Genomic DNA, 17,146 nt, shown 5'->3' with positions numbered 1-17,146 from the left:
TGCTGACGACATTTCAGCAGAAGCGGTTCTTTTACACTTTATTACAGCGACGTTCGGTGAGGATGCGATACTTTAAGCATTCTCTTTTCCATATACGGCGTCATGCAACTCTCCCGCAGACATGGTGTGATCGGCTTGCTGGCATGGGGCCTCGCCGGCGCTTGCGGCGGCGTGTTCGCGCAGACGCTGAATTCGCAGGAGCAGGCCCTGCACGTACTCAATCGGCTCGCCTATGGACCACGGCCGGGCGACGTTGCTGCAGTTGAAAAAATCGGCGTCAAACGCTACATCGACGAGCAGCTCAATCCGGAACGCATCCCGCTTCCCCAAGAACTGCAAAGCCGCCTCGACAGCCTGACGACATACCAATTGAACACCTCGCAACTCTACGTCGCCTACGGCCCGCCCTCCTTCCCGCCCAACACCGCCAGCGCCGACGAGAAGAATGCCGCACGCCAGCGCGCCGCAAAAGAAATCACCCCGCAGAGCCACGCCGCGCGATTGTGGCTGGCCACCGAAAGTCCGCGCCAGCTGCAGGAAGTGATGACCGAATTCTGGTTCAATCATTTCAATGTCTTCGAAGGCAAGGAATGGGTGCGCTACTGGAGCGCCGACTATGAAAAGAACGCCATCCGTCCCAACGCGCTCGGCAATTTCCGCCAGTTGCTGGGGGCGGTCGCACATCATCCGGCGATGCTCTATTACCTCGATAACTGGCTCAGCAGCGGCGCCAACACACCGCAAGCCAAAGGACGCTTCAAGGGACTCAACGAGAACTACGCGCGCGAGCTGATGGAGCTGCACACGCTCGGCGTCGACGGCGGCTATACGCAAGCCGATGTCATTTCACTGGCGCGCATCCTGAGCGGGTGGACCATCGATGAGGTGAACATGAAGCAAGGATCGGACAGCGCCGGCTTCGTGTTCAATCCGCTGCGACATGACGGCGCAGCCAAGCAATTCCTCGGCCGCACGGTTGCGCCGGGCGGCCAGCAGGAAGGCGAACAGGCGCTCGACATGCTGGCGCGCAATCCGGCCACGGCACGCTTCATTTCGACCAAACTGGTTCAGTACTTCGTCTCCGACCAGGCCGATCCGGCCCTGGTCGGGAAGCTGGCGCAACGCTTCCTCGCCAGCGATGGCGACATCAAGGCCGTGCTGCGCGTCTTGTTCGATAGTCCGCAGTTCTGGTCGCGCCGGAACTACCAGAGCCAGTTCAAAACGCCGTATCAATACGTGGTATCCAGCCTGCGCGCCACCGCCACGCCGGTCATCAACGCCAAACCCGTCAGCGGCGTGCTCAGCCAGTTCGGCATGCCGCTATACGGCTGGCTGACGCCGGAAGGCTACAAGTTCTCCGAAGAAGCCTGGCTCAATCCCGACGCGCTGCTGCGTCGGATCAATTTCGCCAACGGCCTGAGCAACGGGAAGTCGCCGATTGCCCGCGCCGAGAATACGCAACCCGCGGCCAACACCGAAGCCGTCGATCCGGTGCGCCTGATCCAGACGCTGTCGCCGCTGCTGGACCAGAACGCCGTGACCACAATCGCTGCGGCGCCGCCCAACCTGCAAGTCGGCCTGATCCTGGGCGGGCCTGCCTTCATGAAACGCTAGGAGCCGCAATGAAACGTCGAGACTTCATTCGCTACATGGGCCTGGCGGGCAGCGGCGCCATCCTGGTGCCGGTCGGCTTGTCCGGCTGCGCCGTGGCGCCCGCCGGCAAGGCGACCGCCGCCAATGCCAACGGCAACGCGCCATTGTCCTACGGCTCCCCACGCCAGCGCGCCCATGCCGAGGGCGACGGCACGCCGCGCATGGTGGTGGTGTTCCTGCGCGGCGCAGTCGATGGCCTCAATGTCGTCGTTCCGCACGGCGACAAGGAGTATTACCAGGCGCGTCCCGGCATCGCCGTCGCGCGTCCCGGCCAGAATAACGGTGTCATCGACCTGACCGGCTACTTCGGCCTGCATCCTGCCTTGCGTCCGCTGATGCCGTATTGGGACAGCGGTCAGTTGGCCTTTGTCCACGCCTCCGGCTCCCCCGACGGTTCGCGTTCGCATTTCGAAGCACAGGACTACATGGAAACCGGCACGCCCGGCCAGCACAACACCCGCGACGGCTGGATGAATCGCCTGCAAGGGCGCCTGCCGCCCTCCGAATCGCCGGTGCAGGCGCTCACGCTGGGTGAATCAATTCCGCGCATCCTGAGCGGCCGGCAAGTGGTGGCCAACATGCCCACCGGCCGCGACGCAGCGCGCCCCACCCTGATCGATCAACCGAAGATCAGCCAGGCCTACGGCGCCATGTATGCCGGCAACGATGCGCTCGACAAGGCCTATCGGGACGGCATCGCCGCACGCAAGGAATTGATGGCGGAGATGAGCAGCAATGAGCAGCGCATGGCCAACAACGGCGCGCCTCTGCCGAACGGCATGGCCATCGATGCGGCGCGGCTGGGTCGCCTGATGCGCGGCGATCCGAAGATCCGGCTGGGCTTTCTCGCCGTCGGCGGCTGGGATACCCATGCCAACCAGGGCAACGGCGCAGGGCAATTGGCCGGACGGCTGGCGCCGCTGGCGACCGGACTGGCGACGCTGGCGCAGGAGCTTGGTCCGGCATTCAACGATACGGTGATTGTGGTGATTTCGGAGTTCGGTCGCACCTTCCGCGAAAACGGCAACGGCGGTACCGATCACGGTCATGGCAATGTGATGTGGCTGCTGGGCGGCAATGTGCGCGGGCGCACGATCTACGGGCAATGGCCGGGGCTGAACAAGACCGAGCTCAATGAAGGGCGCGACCTGGCGATCACCACTGATTTTCGCGCTGTGATGTCGACGCTGGCGGAGAAACACATGCGCATTCCGGACAGCGCCTTGCAGCAGATTTTCCCGCAATACACGACGGGCATGCAGCATGTATCGAATATCCTGGTGTAGAGAGCACGTATCGGACGGGCAACAAAAAAGGAGCGATTTCGCTCCTTTTTGTTTTCATGCTGTCGCCGAATTATTCCGCTTCCTCGATCCACGCAGCCTGAATCGCTTCGAGAATCTTCTCGCCGGAGCGATTGGCATCGTCGTCGAAACCGTCCAGCTCCATCACCCAACGATGCAGGTCGGTGAATCGAATGGTCTTCGGATCGATGTCCGGGAATTTATCGCTGAGTTCTTCAGCGATATGTTGAATGTCGGTCCATTTCATGGCTGCCTCGCAAACGTAGGTCGCACACTACCAGATAGAATCAATGATTCTCGCTGGCGTGGTTGATGGTGTACTTCGGAATTTCGACAACCAGATCGTCGTCGCCCAGCACCACCTGGCACGACAGGCGCGAATTCGCCTCCAGGCCCCAGGCCATGTCGAGCAAATCTTCTTCCTTGTCGGTCGGGTCATCCAACGTGTCGAAACCTTCGCGGATCACCACGTGGCAGGTGGTACAGGCGCAGGATTTTTCGCAGGCGTGTTCGATATCGACGTCGCTGTCGAGCATGGCGTCGCACAGGCTCTTGCCGGCCGGCGCGTCGATGACGGCGCCGTCAGGGCAAAACGTGGGGTGTGGAAGTATGACGATTTGTGGCACGGTATTTACCTTTAATGACTTTGTCTTTTACGAAACTTCATCCAATTTCTTGCCTGCCAGCGCGGCGTGGACGCTGCGATCCATGCGGCGGGCAGCGAATTCTTCAGTGCCCTGCGCCAGGGCTTCGACGGCCGCCTTGATCGCCAGGTGATCTTCGCCCTTGGCCTTCTCGCGCACGATCTCGATCAGCGCGGCGATGTCGACGCGCTCCTGTTCGTTGAGCAATGCGCTGTCGGCATCCAGCGCCGATTGCGTCGCCAGGATGATGCGTTCGGCCTCGACCTGCTCTTCACGCAGGGCACGGCGCTTCATGTCTTCATCGGCAGACTGGAATGAATCCTGCAGCATGCGTGCAACGTCGTCATCTTCCAGGCCGTAGGAAGGTTTGACGGTGATTGCCGCCTCCACGCCCGACGTCATCTCGCGCGCCGACACCGACAGCAAACCATCTGCATCGACCTGATAGGTCACCCGAATACGCGCAGCGCCTGCCGCCATCGGCGGGATGCCGCGCAGCTCGAAGCGCGCCAGAGAGCGGCAATCGGTGACCAGCTCGCGCTCGCCCTGCACCACATGCACCGCCAGCGCAGTCTGGCCGTCCTTGAAGGTCGTGAACTCCTGCGCGCGCGCGCACGGAATCGTGGAATTGCGTGGAATGACTTTCTCTGCCAGGCCTCCCATGGTCTCGATGCCCAGCGATAGCGGGATCACGTCGAGCAACAACCAGTCGTCGCCGGCGGCGCGGTTGCCGGCCAGCAGGTTGGCCTGGACGGCGGCGCCCAGCGCCACCACTTTGTCCGGATCGATGTTCGCCAATGGCGTGGTCTGGAAGAACTCGCCGACCGCCTTGCGCACGTGCGGCATGCGCGTGGCGCCGCCGACCAGCACGACACCATCGACGTCATCAACTGACAGCCCGGCATCGCGCAAAGCCTTGCGGCTCGGCGTGATGGTTTTGGCGACCAGGTGCTGGGTCAGCGCGACGAACTCTTCAGCCGTAATCGAGAGATGCACTTCTTCGCCGGAATTGAGCACGGCGTCGATCTGCGTGTAAGCCTTGGACGACAGCAATTCTTTCACTTCGCGCGCCTTGACCAGCAGGATGCGGGTGTCTTCGTCCGACAATGGAGCCAGTTGCGATTGTTCGCAGATCCAGCAGAACAGGCGCTGGTCGAAATCGTCGCCGCCCAGCGCGGAATCGCCGCCGGTCGACAGGACTTCAAACACGCCCTTGGCCAGTTTCAGGATCGAGATATCGAAGGTGCCGCCGCCGAGGTCATAGACGGCAAACGTGCCTTCCGAACCGTTGTCGAGGCCGTAGGCAATCGCTGCGGCAGTCGGCTCATTGAGCAGGCGCAACACATTCAGCCCGGCCAGTTGCGCGGCATCCTTGGTGGCCTGGCGCTGCGCATCGTCAAAGTAGGCCGGCACGGTGATCACGGCGCCGACCAGATCGTCGCCCAGTGCGTCTTCCGCGGTCTGGCGCAAGGTGGCCAGAATCTGTGCCGAAATCTCGACCGGGCTCTTCACGCCGGCCACCGTTTTCAGTTGCACCATGCCCGGCGCATCCTGGAAATCGTAGGGCAGGTTTTCAACGTAGGCGATGTCTTTCAGGCCGCGACCCATGAAGCGCTTGACCGACACGATGGTGTTCTTGGGATCGGTGGTCTGCGCGGCCTGTGCCTTGTAGCCGATGTTGGCATTGCCGTTGGGCAGGTAGCGCACCACCGACGGCAACAGACTGCGCCCTTCTTCGTCGCTGAGGACTTCAGGGATGCTGTTGCGCACGGTGGCGACCAGTGAATTGGTGGTGCCGAGATCAATGCCGACCGCCAGCCGATGCTGGTGCGGCGCGGTGGACATGCCCGGTTCGGAGATTTGGAGAAGAGCCATAGTCGATTTATTCCGGCAAGGCGATGCGGATACCGAGTCCCACAAACGCACAGCCGGCAAGCCTGTTCAAATAGAGAGCGGCACGCGCCTGACGCTGGAAATACGCGCCGACGATACCGGAGAAAAACGCAATCGCGCTGAAGATCGCCAGCGCCTGGAGAATGAAGACCACCGCCAGCAACAGCATCTGCCAGGCCACATGGCCGGCCTGCACGTTGACGAATTGCGGCAGGAAGGCGATGAAGAACAGCGTCACCTTGGGATTGAGGATATTGGCGATCACGCTCTGCCAGTAAATGCGCGACAGCCTGACCGGCGTCATCGTGGCGTCCAGCGACATCGATGCCGCCGACCGCAGGGTACGGATGCCGAGATACACCAGATACGCGGCGCCGGCATATTGCAAGGCGTGATAAGCGGCCGGATACGCCTTGATGATGGCCGCAAAACCCAGCACCGCCAGCAAGGTATGGAAAAACAATCCGGAAGAAAAGCCGAGTGCCGCCACGAATCCGGCCTTCTTGCCCTGCGCGATGCCGCGCGTGAGCACGTAAATATTGTCAGGCCCCGGCGCCAGGGTCAGCATCATCGCGGCGACAAGAAACAGGAACACGTCAGGCATGGCGCATCAACCTTCGATCAGGGCGAAAGCGTTACCGATCTCTTCGCCGAATTTTTCAAGGAACATCAATTGGCGTACGAGTTGTGCGGCGCCGGCAAAGTCGTCGGCGTCGAGCAGTGTTTCGATGCGGGCGACAGCATCTTTCTTGGCGCCGCGCAAAGCGCCGTCCAGTTGTTCCAGCGCATCGATGTTCTTGCCTGCACGCGCGTCGTCGAGTTCTTCGCGCCATTCCATCTGCTGCATCAGGAACGCGGTCGGCATGGCGGTGTTGGATTCGGTTTCGAGATCGACGCCATTGAGCTCGCACAGATACGTGGCGCGCTTGAGGGGATTTTTGAGGGTCTGGTATGCCTCGTTGGCGCGCGTGGCCCATTGCATGGCGACGCGCTTTTCAGCGCCGGTCGCATGCGCGAACTTGTCGGGATGGGCCTGGTTCTGCACCCCGTGATACGCCTTTTCCAACGCGGCCAGATCGACGGCAAAGCGTTGCGGTAATTGGAAAAGCGCGAAATGATTTTGCATACGTTGTGCAAACGGGGAGCGGATGGGTAAAAAATAAAAAGCCTGTTCGGACTTCAACAGGCTTGGCAGAACAACGCTTCAGAGGCTATCGCTACGACTATTCTGGCTAAGCACGAGACTACATTTGCACATCAATCCACAGACCCAAGACGCCGCCGCATCGTGCGGCGTCTCAGCATGCAACGATCAATCCGGATCAGACTCAGATCAGATACGGAAGCTTTCACCGCAGCCGCACTCATCCTTCATGTTCGGATTCTGGAACTTGAAGCCTTCGTTGAGGCCTTCGCGGGCGAAGTCGAGTTCAGTACCGTCAATGTACGGCAAGCTCTTGGGATCGACAAAAACGCGAATGCCGCGCGATTCGAACACCTGATCTTCGGGAGTTTCTTCGTCCACGTATTCCAGCTTGTAAGCAAGGCCGGAACAGCCTGTCGTGCGCACGCCAAGGCGCAGGCCGAGGCCTTTGCCGCGACGTTCCATATAGCGGCTGATGTGCTTTGCAGCTTTTTCAGTCAGTGTGATTGCCATGATGCTTGCCCTTCGCGTGCTTCTCGTTTGCTGCAACCTGAATTAGGCCGCAACCTTTTGTTCAACGCTGCCGTGCTTGGCCTTGTAATCTTGCACCGCCGCCTTGATGGCGTCTTCCGCCAGGATCGAGCAGTGGATCTTCACCGGCGGCAAGGCCAGTTCTTCGGCGATCTGGGTGTTCTTGATCGACAAAGCCTGATCCAGCGTCTTGCCCTTAACCCATTCGGTCACCAGGGACGAGGAAGCGATGGCCGAACCGCAGCCGTAGGTTTTGAACTTGGCGTCCAGGATCACGCCGTCGGCGCCGACCTTGATCTGCAACTTCATGACGTCGCCGCAAGCGGGCGCGCCGACCATACCTGTGCCTACGGTCTCGTCGCCCTTTTCGAAGGCGCCGACGTTACGTGGGTTTTCGTAGTGATCGAGTACTTTTTCCGAGTAAGACATTTTGATGCTCCTTGATGATGGTCGCCCCTGATATTCATATGGGGGCGGTTTTCATTTTCGCGATGTTTAGTGTGCAGCCCATTGGATCGTGCTGATGTCGATCCCGTCCTTGTACATATCCCACAGCGGCGACAGTTCCCGCAGCTTGCCGACCTTGCTCTTGATCAGGTCGATCGTGAAGTCGATGTCTTCTTCGGTCGTGAAACGGCCGATGGTGAAACGAATCGAGCTGTGCGCCAGTTCGTCGCTGCGGCCCAAGGCGCGCAGCACGTACGATGGCTCCAGGCTGGCCGAGGTGCAAGCCGAGCCGGACGACACCGCGATGTCCTTGATCGCCATGATCAGGGATTCGCCTTCGACGTAGTTGAAGCTGACGTTCAGGTTGTGCGGGACACGGTGTTCCATGTCGCCGTTGATGTAGGTTTCTTCGATCTCTTGCAAACCCTTGGCAAGGCGATCGCGCATGGCGCGGATGTGGGCCAGTTCGGTGTCCATCTCTTCACGGGCGATACGGAAGGCTTCGCCCATACCGACGATCTGATGGGTCGCCAGCGTACCGGAACGCAGACCGCGCTCGTGACCGCCACCGTGGATCTGCGCTTCGATGCGCACGCGCGGCTTGCGGCGGACGTACAGCGCGCCGATGCCCTTGGGACCGTAAGTCTTGTGCGCCGAGAAGCTCATCAGGTCTACTTTCCAGTTTTCCAGATCGATCTTGACCTTGCCGGTTGCCTGCGCAGCGTCGCAATGGAAAATGATGCCCTTGGAGCGGCAGAATTCGCCGATTTCAGGCACAGGCTGGATCACGCCGATTTCATTGTTGACCAGCATGACCGAGATCAGGATGGTGTCGGGACGCACGGCGGCAGCGATCTGCTCGACGGTCACCAGACCATTGTCCTGCGGCTGCAGGTAAGTCGCTTCGAAACCCTGGCGCTCCAATTCACGGAAGGTATCCAGCACAGCCTTGTGCTCGGTCTTGACCGTGATGATGTGCTTGCCCTTGGTCTTGTAGAACTGTGCCGCGCCCTTGATTGCCAGGTTGTTGCTTTCGGTTGCGCCGGAAGTCCAGATGATCTCGCGCGAATCAGCGTTGACCAGCTTGGCGACTTCTTCGCGTGCGTCTTCCACGGCCTTCTCTGCCGTCCAGCCGTACATGTGGCTGCGCGAAGCGGGATTGCCGAACTGCTCGCGCAGGTAGGGAATCATCTTGTCGGCCACGCGCGGGTCGACCGGCGTGGTTGCCGAGTAATCCAGGTAAATAGGAAAATGCGGCGCCTTGATGGTGTCCAGCAGGCTTTTTTCCAGAGGTGCGTTCATTTGTTCTAGCTCCAATCAAACCGCTGCGTGAGGGCGGTGCATGACAACCACGCTTTGTTCGGTACCGAGGGTTCTGTGTTCCGGATGCTTCTGTTCTTTGGTGTGCTGCTGGTTGACCAGGTCCTGCAAGGAGACCGAGTCGAGATATTCGACCATTTTTTCATTGAGCGTCGACCACAGGTCGTGCGTCATGCAGCGGGTGCCGCCGGGATGCGTGACACTGTGGCAATTTTCCTTGCCGCCGCATTGGGTTGCATCCAGGGGTTCGTCGACCGCGATGATGATGTCGGCAACCGAGACGTCCGCTGCTTTGCGCGCCAGGTTATAGCCGCCGCCGGGTCCGCGCACGGACTCGACGATCTGATGACGCCGCAATTTGCCGAACAACTGCTCGAGATATGATAAAGAAATTTCCTGTCTCTCGCTGATGGCGGACAACGTGACGGGGCCATTGCCCTGGCGCAACGCCAGGTCAATCATTGCTGTCACCGCAAAACGGCCTTTAGTAGTTAATCGCATGAACTCTCGACTCCAGAACAGTTTTCAGTCCCACTCCCTGAATTCCCGAATATTTAGGTCAAGTATAACAAACTTGAGTAATCTTGTCAGGTACTGAAAAACGCCATTCCGCGCTATGGGCAAGCCGTATGAATTAAAAGGCGAGAAGACATGCGGGCAAAGGACTTTACCCGTACGAAAAGGTAGAAATATGGTGCAAAATCAGCCGAAGAATTCGCGTAGCAGGAAAGCCTGCAAGCCGGCATTGTCCTGCACCCTGGCAGACAAAGTGACGACCCTGCCCAGCCGTTGGGAGTCAAAGGTAAAGTCGCCGGTCACATTTTCGCGGATGAGCGAGATCATGCTGTCAACGATCGCCTTGTCCATATCGCCGTTCAAGCCGGCATCCACGGTGATGGTGCGCCGCGACTTGTTGCGCGCATCCTTGGTCCATCCGTAGAACAGATACTGAGAGATGCGCGGCCCCTTGCTGATGATCTCGAACATCCCGTTGCTCGGTCCGCGGGCCTTGCGCGCCTGAAAGTCGACATTCGCCTGGGCAATCTCGTTGGCCGACGGCCCCTGCTCCGCAGCACGTGCAGCTGCGTTCTCGCGCGCGGCGGAATCTTCACTGGAACGCCGACGTTCGCGCGCGGCATTAAGCATGGTGGACATATCCATTTCCGGCGGCGCCTGGGTGATGGCGGTCGCTGAATTGGAGACCGGCGGCGCCTGACGCGCAACGGGTGCGGACGGACTTGGTTTGGCGCGCGCGATCTGTTTCGGCTGCGGCGCCGGCTTCCTGACGGGCTTGGCTTTCGGTTGCGGCTCGGGTTGCTTGGCGGTCTGCTTCGGCGGGCTCTGGACGAACGTCACCTCAAGCGGCTCATTGGAAGAACGTGCTTGTGGTTCGATTTTTTGCAGGCTGGGCCGCAAAACAAGAAACAGCAGCACGTGAATCAGAACCGACAGGCCGACGCCGACGATGGTCCTGTTGCGAGTGCGCGTTTTGGGGGAGGTTCGGGAAAGTGTCGTAAAAATCGCCATACCATGCAGCAACAACGAATAGCGTCCAATTTTTTCAGCGCTCATCATACCTGATGCGGCGCATCAGTCCGGATCAATGATGCGCCATGCTACTGCCTTGAATCTCGGAATGCAAACCGGCTAAACCTGAAAACCGTCCTCAATGGCGCCAGTGCCCGCGACCACCCCAACCGCCGCGATAACCGCCGCCCCAGCCATAGCCGTAATACACCGAAGGGGCAGGAACAACATAGACCGGCGCCGGCTGGCCATATCCATAGTAAGGATTGGGATCATACGGAACCGCCACGCAGCCGCCCAGCATCAGCGCCGGGATGATCCATAGCAAACGTTTCATGATGCCCTCCTGCCGGGAATATTCCACACTCATGATGCTCCGCAGCCCGTCGGCACACCAGCGCCATTACCTTTTGTTACCTCGCGTACCTGCAGGAAACAGGGGCGCTTGCTTATATAATCTCTGCTGCCCGTCCGCCAGGATGGCTACCATAAAACAATAATCGATCATCCCAGGAGACACGCAAGCCCGCGCCGCAACCCGTCAGCACATCCGCCCGCCTTGCCGATCTTCTATTACCGAAAAGCTTTCATGACCACCGCTTCCGCTCCCGTCGTCGTCATTGCACCCGATTCCTTCAAAGGCTCGCTCAGCGCGCAGGAAGTCGCCGAAGCCATCGGCGCCGGCGTACGCGCCGCTGCCCCCTCTGCAATCGTCCGCCTGTGCCCGATCGCCGATGGCGGCGAAGGCACGCTCGATGCGCTGCTACACGCCGGCGGCGAAGTCCGCCGACTGCAGGTACGCGGCGCTGCGGGCATATTGCGCGACGCCGCAGCCGGTATCCTCAGCGACGGCAGCGCCGTGATCGAATCCGCAGAAATCGTCGGCCTGACCGACCCCATCGGCACCGCAGTCACGGTCGAAAACCGCTCTACGCTGGGTATCGGCGATGCCCTGCTGACGCTGCTCGACGGCGGCGCGCGGCGCTTCCTGATCGCGCTGGGCGGCAGCAGCACCAACGACGGCGGCATCGGCATGCTGGTCGCGCTGGGCCTGAAGCTTTACGACGCCGACGGCAAGGAACTGGAGCCGGTACCGGCGCAGCTTGCAAGGCTCGCACGCGTGGACGTTGCCGGTCTCGATCCGCGGCTCAATGACATCCACATCGTCGCCATGTCCGACGTCGACAACCCGCTGTGCGGGGACGAGGGCGCAACCGCGATTTTCGGTCCGCAAAAAGGCGTGACGGCCGACCAGGTCAAACCCCTCGACGCCTTGCTCGGCCATTTCGCGACCCTGTTCGAACAAGCCAGCGGCCGCAGCGCAGCCAACTCGGCGGGAGCCGGTGCAGCGGGCGGTCTGGGCTATGCCTTGCTGATGCTCGGCGCTGAATTCCAGTCCGGTGCGCAAACCGTGGCGGATTACATCGGACTTGATGCGGCGTTGAAAGACGCCGATTGGCTGATCACCGGCGAAGGCCGCAGCGATGTCCAGACGCTGCATGGCAAAGCGCCGTTCATCGCCGCCCAACGCGCACGCCGGGCGGGCGTGCAGACTTCGCTGCTTTCCGGCGGCGTCGATCGCGCAGCCCTGGGAGAATTGCAGACCAGCTTCGCGGGGTGTTTCTCCATTACGTTCGGGCCGACAACGCTCGACAACGCCATCGCCAACGCCGCCGGGCTGCTCAAGGACAGCGCCGAACAGATGACGCGGTTATGGCTGTCCGGACGCTAATCGAAAGAAGAAAAGTTACTCACAAAAATTGGGGGTAACTTTGTGGATAACCTTGAGGAGTTCTTGCTATCCAATTGATTTTTAAAGAATTTATTGGATTGATAAAAGTGGATGCATTTTCACGCGCCCCCTCTCCCACCCTCAAACCAGAGCAAACTCCCCCGCAATCAGTTCATACGACCGCTTGCGCGCTTCATGGTCGTAAATGATGCTGACGATCATGATTTCATCCGCGCCGTAGGCCTGCGCCAGCGTCTCGATCTGCTCGCGCACCCGCGCCGGTGAACCGATCACGGCGCGGCGTCCCGACGGCAAGGTCGAGGACGGCAGGTCATGTTCCTCAAAGAAACGCAACGCCGTCTCCACCGAAGGAATCTTGTCCAGACGACGGCCGCTGTGCATGTGGATCAGGCGCATGCCGTAACTGGTCGCCAGCAATTTCGCTTCTTCATCGGTCTCGGCACAAATCACCTGCAAGGCCACGCCTTGGCGCGCTTGTGGCCAGTGCGGCGACGGCACGAAATCGCGCCGGTAACGCGCCGCCACGGTTTCACCTGCGGCCTGGATGAAGTCGGCAAACATGTAAGGCATGCCCAATTCGGCTGCCCAAACGCCACTCTGCGGCGAGGAGCCCAGCATCCACGGTTGAATCAGTTCGGGACTGCCCGGCATCGCCGGCAAACGCGCGAACGGATGATCGGCCGGCAACTCACCCCACAAGTAGGCCAGCAACTCATTCAATTGTTCGGGGAAATCGTCCTGCGGGCGCTGGCGCCGGTCGCGCTGCAGCGCCGACGCTGTCAGTGAATCACTGCCGGGCGCCCGCCCCAGTCCGAGGTCGATGCGGTCCGGATAAAGTCCGCTCAGCATGCTGAAGGATTCCGCTACCTTGAGCGGACTGTAATGCGGCAGCATCACGCCGCCGCTGCCCACGCGCAAGCGCGATGTGGCTGCGGCGATCGGCCCGATCAGCACCTCCGGGCTGGCGCAGGCCAGCGATTGCGTGCCGTGGTGTTCGGCGACCCAGTAGCGGTAATAGCCGAGACGGTCGGCCAACACGGCCAGGTCCAGCGAATTGCGGAGCGCCTGCGCGCTGCTCATGCCCTCGGAAACCGGGGCCTGGTCGAGCACGCTGATGCGCAGGGAGGACGAAGAAGAAATCGCGGTGGCAGCTGACATGGCGTAAAGGGCAAAAGACAATGCGCCAAGCATAGACGAAATCGCAAAAACGTTTTTTTGGAGCGCGATTCCGGCGGGACTGTCCAGGGACGCTCTTTGCGCTGCTCCGCCAACCGTCCGGCACGTTATAAAGCTGCAACATTGAATTGATATCGCGCAATATCTATGCTTAACTGGCCCCACACCCGGAGTTGCAACGCCATATCGCTGCAATTGAAAGAACTTCCGTGCATCGGAACGATCCATCGGCAAGATAAAAACAGGTAAAATTACCTCGCAGAAACATTTATTGCAACGAAGACTCAAATTGCAAAGATTTGTAGGCGCAATTAGAATTTTTTTGAAACCAGCCTGTTTTCGATTAATATGCACAGCTTAAGTTGTCATATTTACAAAACTTTTGCCTCTGATTCACGTTTATTGCCGGTGCATCCCTGTGCCGCACAAACAATCGTTTTGTAATCAGTCCCGGGAGTTCAGTTTGCGCCGATTCGTATTGTTCCTTGCCACCATCCTTGCCCTCCTGACGAGCTTTTCCGCTCTCGCGCAGGTGCCCACCGATCCGACCAAGACCGGCGAACTGATGTCCGCGCCGCCCGGCACGTTGTCCACGCTGGCGCTTCCCTCCTCCACTGTGACGAATACCCGCGTCGGTTCCGGCGACGTGCTGCGCGTGACCGTGTTCGGCCAGCCAGACCTGTCGGCGGAAGTCGGCGTGAACGACAAAGGCTTCCTGACATTGCCGCTGATCGGCGGCATCGACGTCAACGGCTTGACCACCAGCGAAATCTCGGCCAAGGTCGCGAACGGCCTGCGCCAGGGCCAATATCTCAAGAATCCCGAAGTCTCCGTGGAAGTCGTCCAACTGCGCAGCCAGATGGTGTCGGTGCTGGGCGAAGTCAGCCGTCCGGGCCGCTATCCGATTCCCGGCCACATGAGCGTGCTGGAGTTGCTGGCCACCGCCGGCGGCCTCACCGTGCAGGCCGACCAGACCGTGACGCTGCTGCGCAGGAAAGGCGATAAAGCGGGCGACAAATCCACCACCGGTGAAAGCGACGTCCGTATTCCCATCCTGCTGGGCGAAACCAGCGCCACCGAACGCACGCCGCTGGACGTCGAGCTCAATGCCGGCGACGTCGTCTACGTCAACAAGAAAAAACTCTTCTACATCCACGGCGAAGTCAATCGCCCGGGTTCCTACCCGATGGAACAGGACATGAACGTCATGCGCGCGATTTCGCTGGGTGGCGGCATGACGCAGCGCGCATCGCAACGCCGGATCTATATCAATAGGGAAATGCCTGAAAAGGGTGTGCAGGAAATCAAGGCAAAATTGACGGATCCGGTATTGCCCGGCGACGTCGTGTACGTCAATGAAAGTCTATTCTGAATAAACATCAAGGCTATAGCGTGAATCTTCAGGCTCCTGAAACCGGCTTATCGTCCAAACAGCTGGCGTCGATGATCTCGGCGCGGCGCGGCACCATTTTCAAAACGCTGATGGCGACCATGGCGGTCACTATCGTCGTCACCCTGTTGCTGCCGAAGACGTATACGGCGTCGTCCGACGTGTTCCTCGACTACAAGGGCAACGACCCGATCAACGGCCGCCTGTTCTCGCCGATGATGGACGAGAGCTACATGCAGACCCAGCTCGACATGATCAAGAGCCAGGCCGTGGCCGAGAAAGTCATCGACGCGCTGGATCTGGAACGCACCGCCGCTTATCGCGAATCGGTCGAACGCCAGGGCGAAGCGCGCGCCCATTCGCAACTGGTCAAGCGCATCAACGACCAGACCCTGGTGGTCACGCGCCGTTCCAGCCGCGTGATTGAAGTCGAATACGCGGCCGGTGCGCCGGAGCAGGCGCGCGACCTGGCCAATGCCGTGGTGCGTGCCTATATCGATCTCAATCAGCAGATTTCCTCAGCCTCGGCGCGTGCGCGCCGCGAGCAGTACAACGCCCAGCTTGAACACCTGCGCAAGGAAGCCGACTCGATCCAGGAGAAGCTGACCAAATACCAGCAGGACGTCGGCATCCTCGATCCGAACGAGCGCAACGACTTGCAGTCGCGCCAGCTCGGCGACCTCATGACCTCGCTGATTGCGGTCCAGAATCAGCAGCAGGAAGCCCAGGCGCGCAAGAACGCCACCGACAGCCTGGTGCGCGGCGGCCTGCGCATCGACGAATTGCCTGAAGTTGCTCAGCGCCCCAACATCAACGACCTGAAATCCAAGCTCAGCGATGTCAACAAGCGCCTGTCCGACATCCAGGATGTGCTCGGTCCGCGCCATCCGAAGACACTGGCGCTGATCAGCGAACGCGACGACATCGCCACCCGCATCACGCGTGAAGCGCGCAGCTCGCTCGACGCGCAGCAAATCGATGCGCGCCGACTGGCCATGCAGGAAGAAGCGCTCAGGAAGGAAGTCGACAGCCAGCGCGACAAACTGCTGGAACAGAAAAAACATCGCGACATCATCACCTCCTACCAGCGCCAGCTCGACAGCGTCGAACGCGTCTACAACACCGCGCTGGCGAAGTACGATGAAATCCTGATGGCCAGCAACATCAACACCTTCGATCTGACCGTGCTGCGGGTGGCCGAAGTGCCGAGTTCGCACTCCAAGCCGCTGCTGTTGCAGAACATCGCCGCCAGCATCCTGGTGGGACTGGCGCTGGGCTTCTGCCTCGCCCTGCTGTATGAACTAGGTCAGCGCCGCGTACGGTGCGAAGACGACCTGGTGCGTGGCATCCATCTCCCGTTAATCGGCCATATCGGCATTCGCTAGGCCCCGACCCCGGCACCCATGACCATGGCAACAGAAAACTCCACACCAGCAAACGCGGGCACCGCCGACAAGATGGGCTCCCGCTTCGTCGAAGCGGGCCTGCTCACTCAAGAACAGGTGGCGCGCGTCGTCGAGCTGCAGAACTCCGCCAACATCCGCTTCGGCGAAGCCGCCGTGCGGCTGGGTCTGTTGACCGAGCAAAACGTGCAGACGGTGCTGTCCGAACAATTCAACTACGCCACCGCGCTGGTGCCGACCGACAGCCTCGACGATTCGCTCGACATCGCCCTGGCGCCGTTCGGCCTGGAGGCCGAAGCCATCCGTCAGATTCGCGCCGAACTGTCGATCCGCCTCAGCGACCAGGAAAAGATTTCGCTGGCCATCGTCAGCACCGCCGAAGGCGAAGGCAAGAGCTACCTGGCCGCGAGCCTGGCGCTGGCGTTCTCGCAAATGGGCAAGCGCACGTTGCTGATCGATGCCGACATGCGCTCGCCGCGACAGCATGAGCTGTTCGGTCTCGAAAACAAGACTGGCCTGTCGACCATGCTGGCCGGACGCACCACCATTTCCGCCGGCGGCCTGGCCGAAGGTTTCCCGCACCTGCACATTCTCAATGCCGGTCCGAAGCCGCCAAACCCGCTTGAAATCCTGCTGCAACCCGCGCTGAGCAACCTGATGCGGCAGCTGGCCGACGACTTCGACGTTTTCATCGTCGACACGCCGGCGGCGCAGACGTCGTCCGATGCACAAACCATCTCCCAGCAAGTCGGCATGTGCCTGCTGGTAGCGCGCCAGCATCACTCGCGCCTCGACGACCTGCGCCAGACGCAGGCGCAGATGAAGACCGCCGGCGCCCAGATCATCGGCACGGTCTACAACGAATTCTCCGAACAGGATGCATTCGATCAGCTTGAGGGCAAGGGCAAAACACTATGGCGCCGTCTACGCAAATGGCTGAGCGGCCCGCTCCAGAAGTAGG

18 protein-coding genes are annotated in these 17,146 nt (G+C 60.4%); 6 read left to right on the top strand and 12 right to left on the bottom strand.

Annotated features, from left to right (window positions below; all coding sequences use genetic code 11):
* Positions 1-102: 102 nt before the first annotated feature.
* A complete protein-coding gene (locus ACIROY_RS12005) occupies positions 103-1,614 on the top strand; it encodes a DUF1800 domain-containing protein (RefSeq protein WP_402341709.1) in 1,512 nt (503 codons plus the stop codon).
* Positions 1,615-1,622: 8 nt separating this feature from the next.
* Positions 1,623-2,939: a DUF1501 domain-containing protein gene (locus ACIROY_RS12000; protein ID WP_402341707.1), complete on the top strand. Its 1,317-nt coding sequence runs from the start codon at positions 1,623-1,625 to the stop codon at positions 2,937-2,939.
* Between the two features lie 70 nt (positions 2,940-3,009).
* Here the strand turns inward: ACIROY_RS12000 and iscX are convergent, their stop codons facing one another.
* From iscX to ACIROY_RS11945, 11 genes are all read right to left on the bottom strand, one after another.
* Positions 3,010-3,204 carry a Fe-S cluster assembly protein IscX gene (iscX, locus tag ACIROY_RS11995; RefSeq protein ID WP_402272884.1) on the bottom strand — a complete coding sequence of 65 codons (195 nt, stop codon included), beginning with the start codon at positions 3,202-3,204 and terminating at the stop codon, positions 3,010-3,012.
* A 40-nt stretch (positions 3,205-3,244) separates the two neighbouring features.
* On the bottom strand, positions 3,245-3,583 hold the full coding sequence (fdx, locus tag ACIROY_RS11990; protein WP_053198809.1) for an ISC system 2Fe-2S type ferredoxin: 339 nt from the start codon (positions 3,581-3,583) through the stop codon (positions 3,245-3,247).
* Between the two features lie 27 nt (positions 3,584-3,610).
* Complete coding sequence (gene hscA, locus ACIROY_RS11985) at positions 3,611-5,476, bottom strand: Fe-S protein assembly chaperone HscA (RefSeq protein ID WP_402341705.1); 1,866 nt, start codon at positions 5,474-5,476, stop codon at positions 3,611-3,613.
* 7 nt (positions 5,477-5,483) lie between these two features.
* A complete protein-coding gene (locus tag ACIROY_RS11980; protein WP_402272888.1) occupies positions 5,484-6,098 on the bottom strand; it encodes a LysE family translocator in 615 nt (204 codons plus the stop codon).
* Between the two features lie 6 nt (positions 6,099-6,104).
* A complete protein-coding gene (gene hscB, locus ACIROY_RS11975) occupies positions 6,105-6,620 on the bottom strand; it encodes a Fe-S protein assembly co-chaperone HscB (protein ID WP_402272890.1) in 516 nt (171 codons plus the stop codon).
* 207 nt (positions 6,621-6,827) lie between these two features.
* Positions 6,828-7,151 carry an iron-sulfur cluster assembly protein IscA gene (iscA, locus tag ACIROY_RS11970; protein WP_016834034.1) on the bottom strand — a complete coding sequence of 108 codons (324 nt, stop codon included), beginning with the start codon at positions 7,149-7,151 and terminating at the stop codon, positions 6,828-6,830.
* 42 nt (positions 7,152-7,193) lie between these two features.
* On the bottom strand, positions 7,194-7,598 hold the full coding sequence (gene iscU, locus ACIROY_RS11965; RefSeq protein ID WP_016834035.1) for a Fe-S cluster assembly scaffold IscU: 405 nt from the start codon (positions 7,596-7,598) through the stop codon (positions 7,194-7,196).
* Between the two features lie 66 nt (positions 7,599-7,664).
* Positions 7,665-8,918 (bottom strand): IscS subfamily cysteine desulfurase, encoded by a 1,254-nt coding sequence (locus ACIROY_RS11960; RefSeq protein WP_007880055.1) that lies wholly within the window; start codon positions 8,916-8,918, stop codon positions 7,665-7,667.
* Between the two features lie 15 nt (positions 8,919-8,933).
* Positions 8,934-9,437, bottom strand: coding sequence for a Fe-S cluster assembly transcriptional regulator IscR (gene iscR / locus ACIROY_RS11955; RefSeq protein ID WP_402272896.1), 504 nt, complete (start codon positions 9,435-9,437; stop codon positions 8,934-8,936).
* Positions 9,438-9,638: 201 nt separating this feature from the next.
* Positions 9,639-10,511, bottom strand: a complete 873-nt coding sequence (locus ACIROY_RS11950; RefSeq protein WP_402341703.1) for a hypothetical protein — start codon at positions 10,509-10,511, stop codon at positions 9,639-9,641.
* A gap of 91 nt (positions 10,512-10,602) precedes the next feature.
* A complete protein-coding gene (locus tag ACIROY_RS11945; protein WP_402272901.1) occupies positions 10,603-10,800 on the bottom strand; it encodes a hypothetical protein in 198 nt (65 codons plus the stop codon).
* Positions 10,801-11,052: 252 nt separating this feature from the next.
* Between ACIROY_RS11945 and ACIROY_RS11940 the strand changes: the two genes are divergently transcribed.
* Positions 11,053-12,195 carry a glycerate kinase gene (locus ACIROY_RS11940; RefSeq protein ID WP_402341701.1) on the top strand — a complete coding sequence of 381 codons (1,143 nt, stop codon included), beginning with the start codon at positions 11,053-11,055 and terminating at the stop codon, positions 12,193-12,195.
* Between the two features lie 141 nt (positions 12,196-12,336).
* Here ACIROY_RS11940 and ACIROY_RS11935 read toward each other — a convergent pair whose 3' ends face one another.
* Positions 12,337-13,374 (bottom strand): LLM class flavin-dependent oxidoreductase, encoded by a 1,038-nt coding sequence (locus tag ACIROY_RS11935; protein ID WP_402341699.1) that lies wholly within the window; start codon positions 13,372-13,374, stop codon positions 12,337-12,339.
* A 481-nt stretch (positions 13,375-13,855) separates the two neighbouring features.
* Between ACIROY_RS11935 and ACIROY_RS11930 the strand changes: the two genes are divergently transcribed.
* Genes ACIROY_RS11930 through ACIROY_RS11920 form a run of 3 tightly spaced genes read left to right on the top strand, consistent with a single transcriptional unit; the run spans position 13,856 to position 17,145 of the window.
* Positions 13,856-14,764 (top strand): SLBB domain-containing protein, encoded by a 909-nt coding sequence (locus ACIROY_RS11930; protein WP_402341697.1) that lies wholly within the window; start codon positions 13,856-13,858, stop codon positions 14,762-14,764.
* 20 nt (positions 14,765-14,784) lie between these two features.
* Complete coding sequence (locus tag ACIROY_RS11925) at positions 14,785-16,167, top strand: Wzz/FepE/Etk N-terminal domain-containing protein (protein WP_402341696.1); 1,383 nt, start codon at positions 14,785-14,787, stop codon at positions 16,165-16,167.
* 24 nt (positions 16,168-16,191) lie between these two features.
* On the top strand, positions 16,192-17,145 hold the full coding sequence (locus ACIROY_RS11920) for a polysaccharide biosynthesis tyrosine autokinase (RefSeq protein ID WP_402272912.1): 954 nt from the start codon (positions 16,192-16,194) through the stop codon (positions 17,143-17,145).
* Position 17,146: the final 1 nt, after the last annotated feature.

Origin of the sequence: Herbaspirillum sp. NPDC101396, from assembly GCF_044767365.1 — a bacterium.
In the GTDB taxonomy this organism is placed as follows: domain Bacteria; phylum Pseudomonadota; class Gammaproteobacteria; order Burkholderiales; family Burkholderiaceae_D; genus Herbaspirillum.
This window is presented reverse-complemented; position numbering and strand designations above follow the sequence as displayed.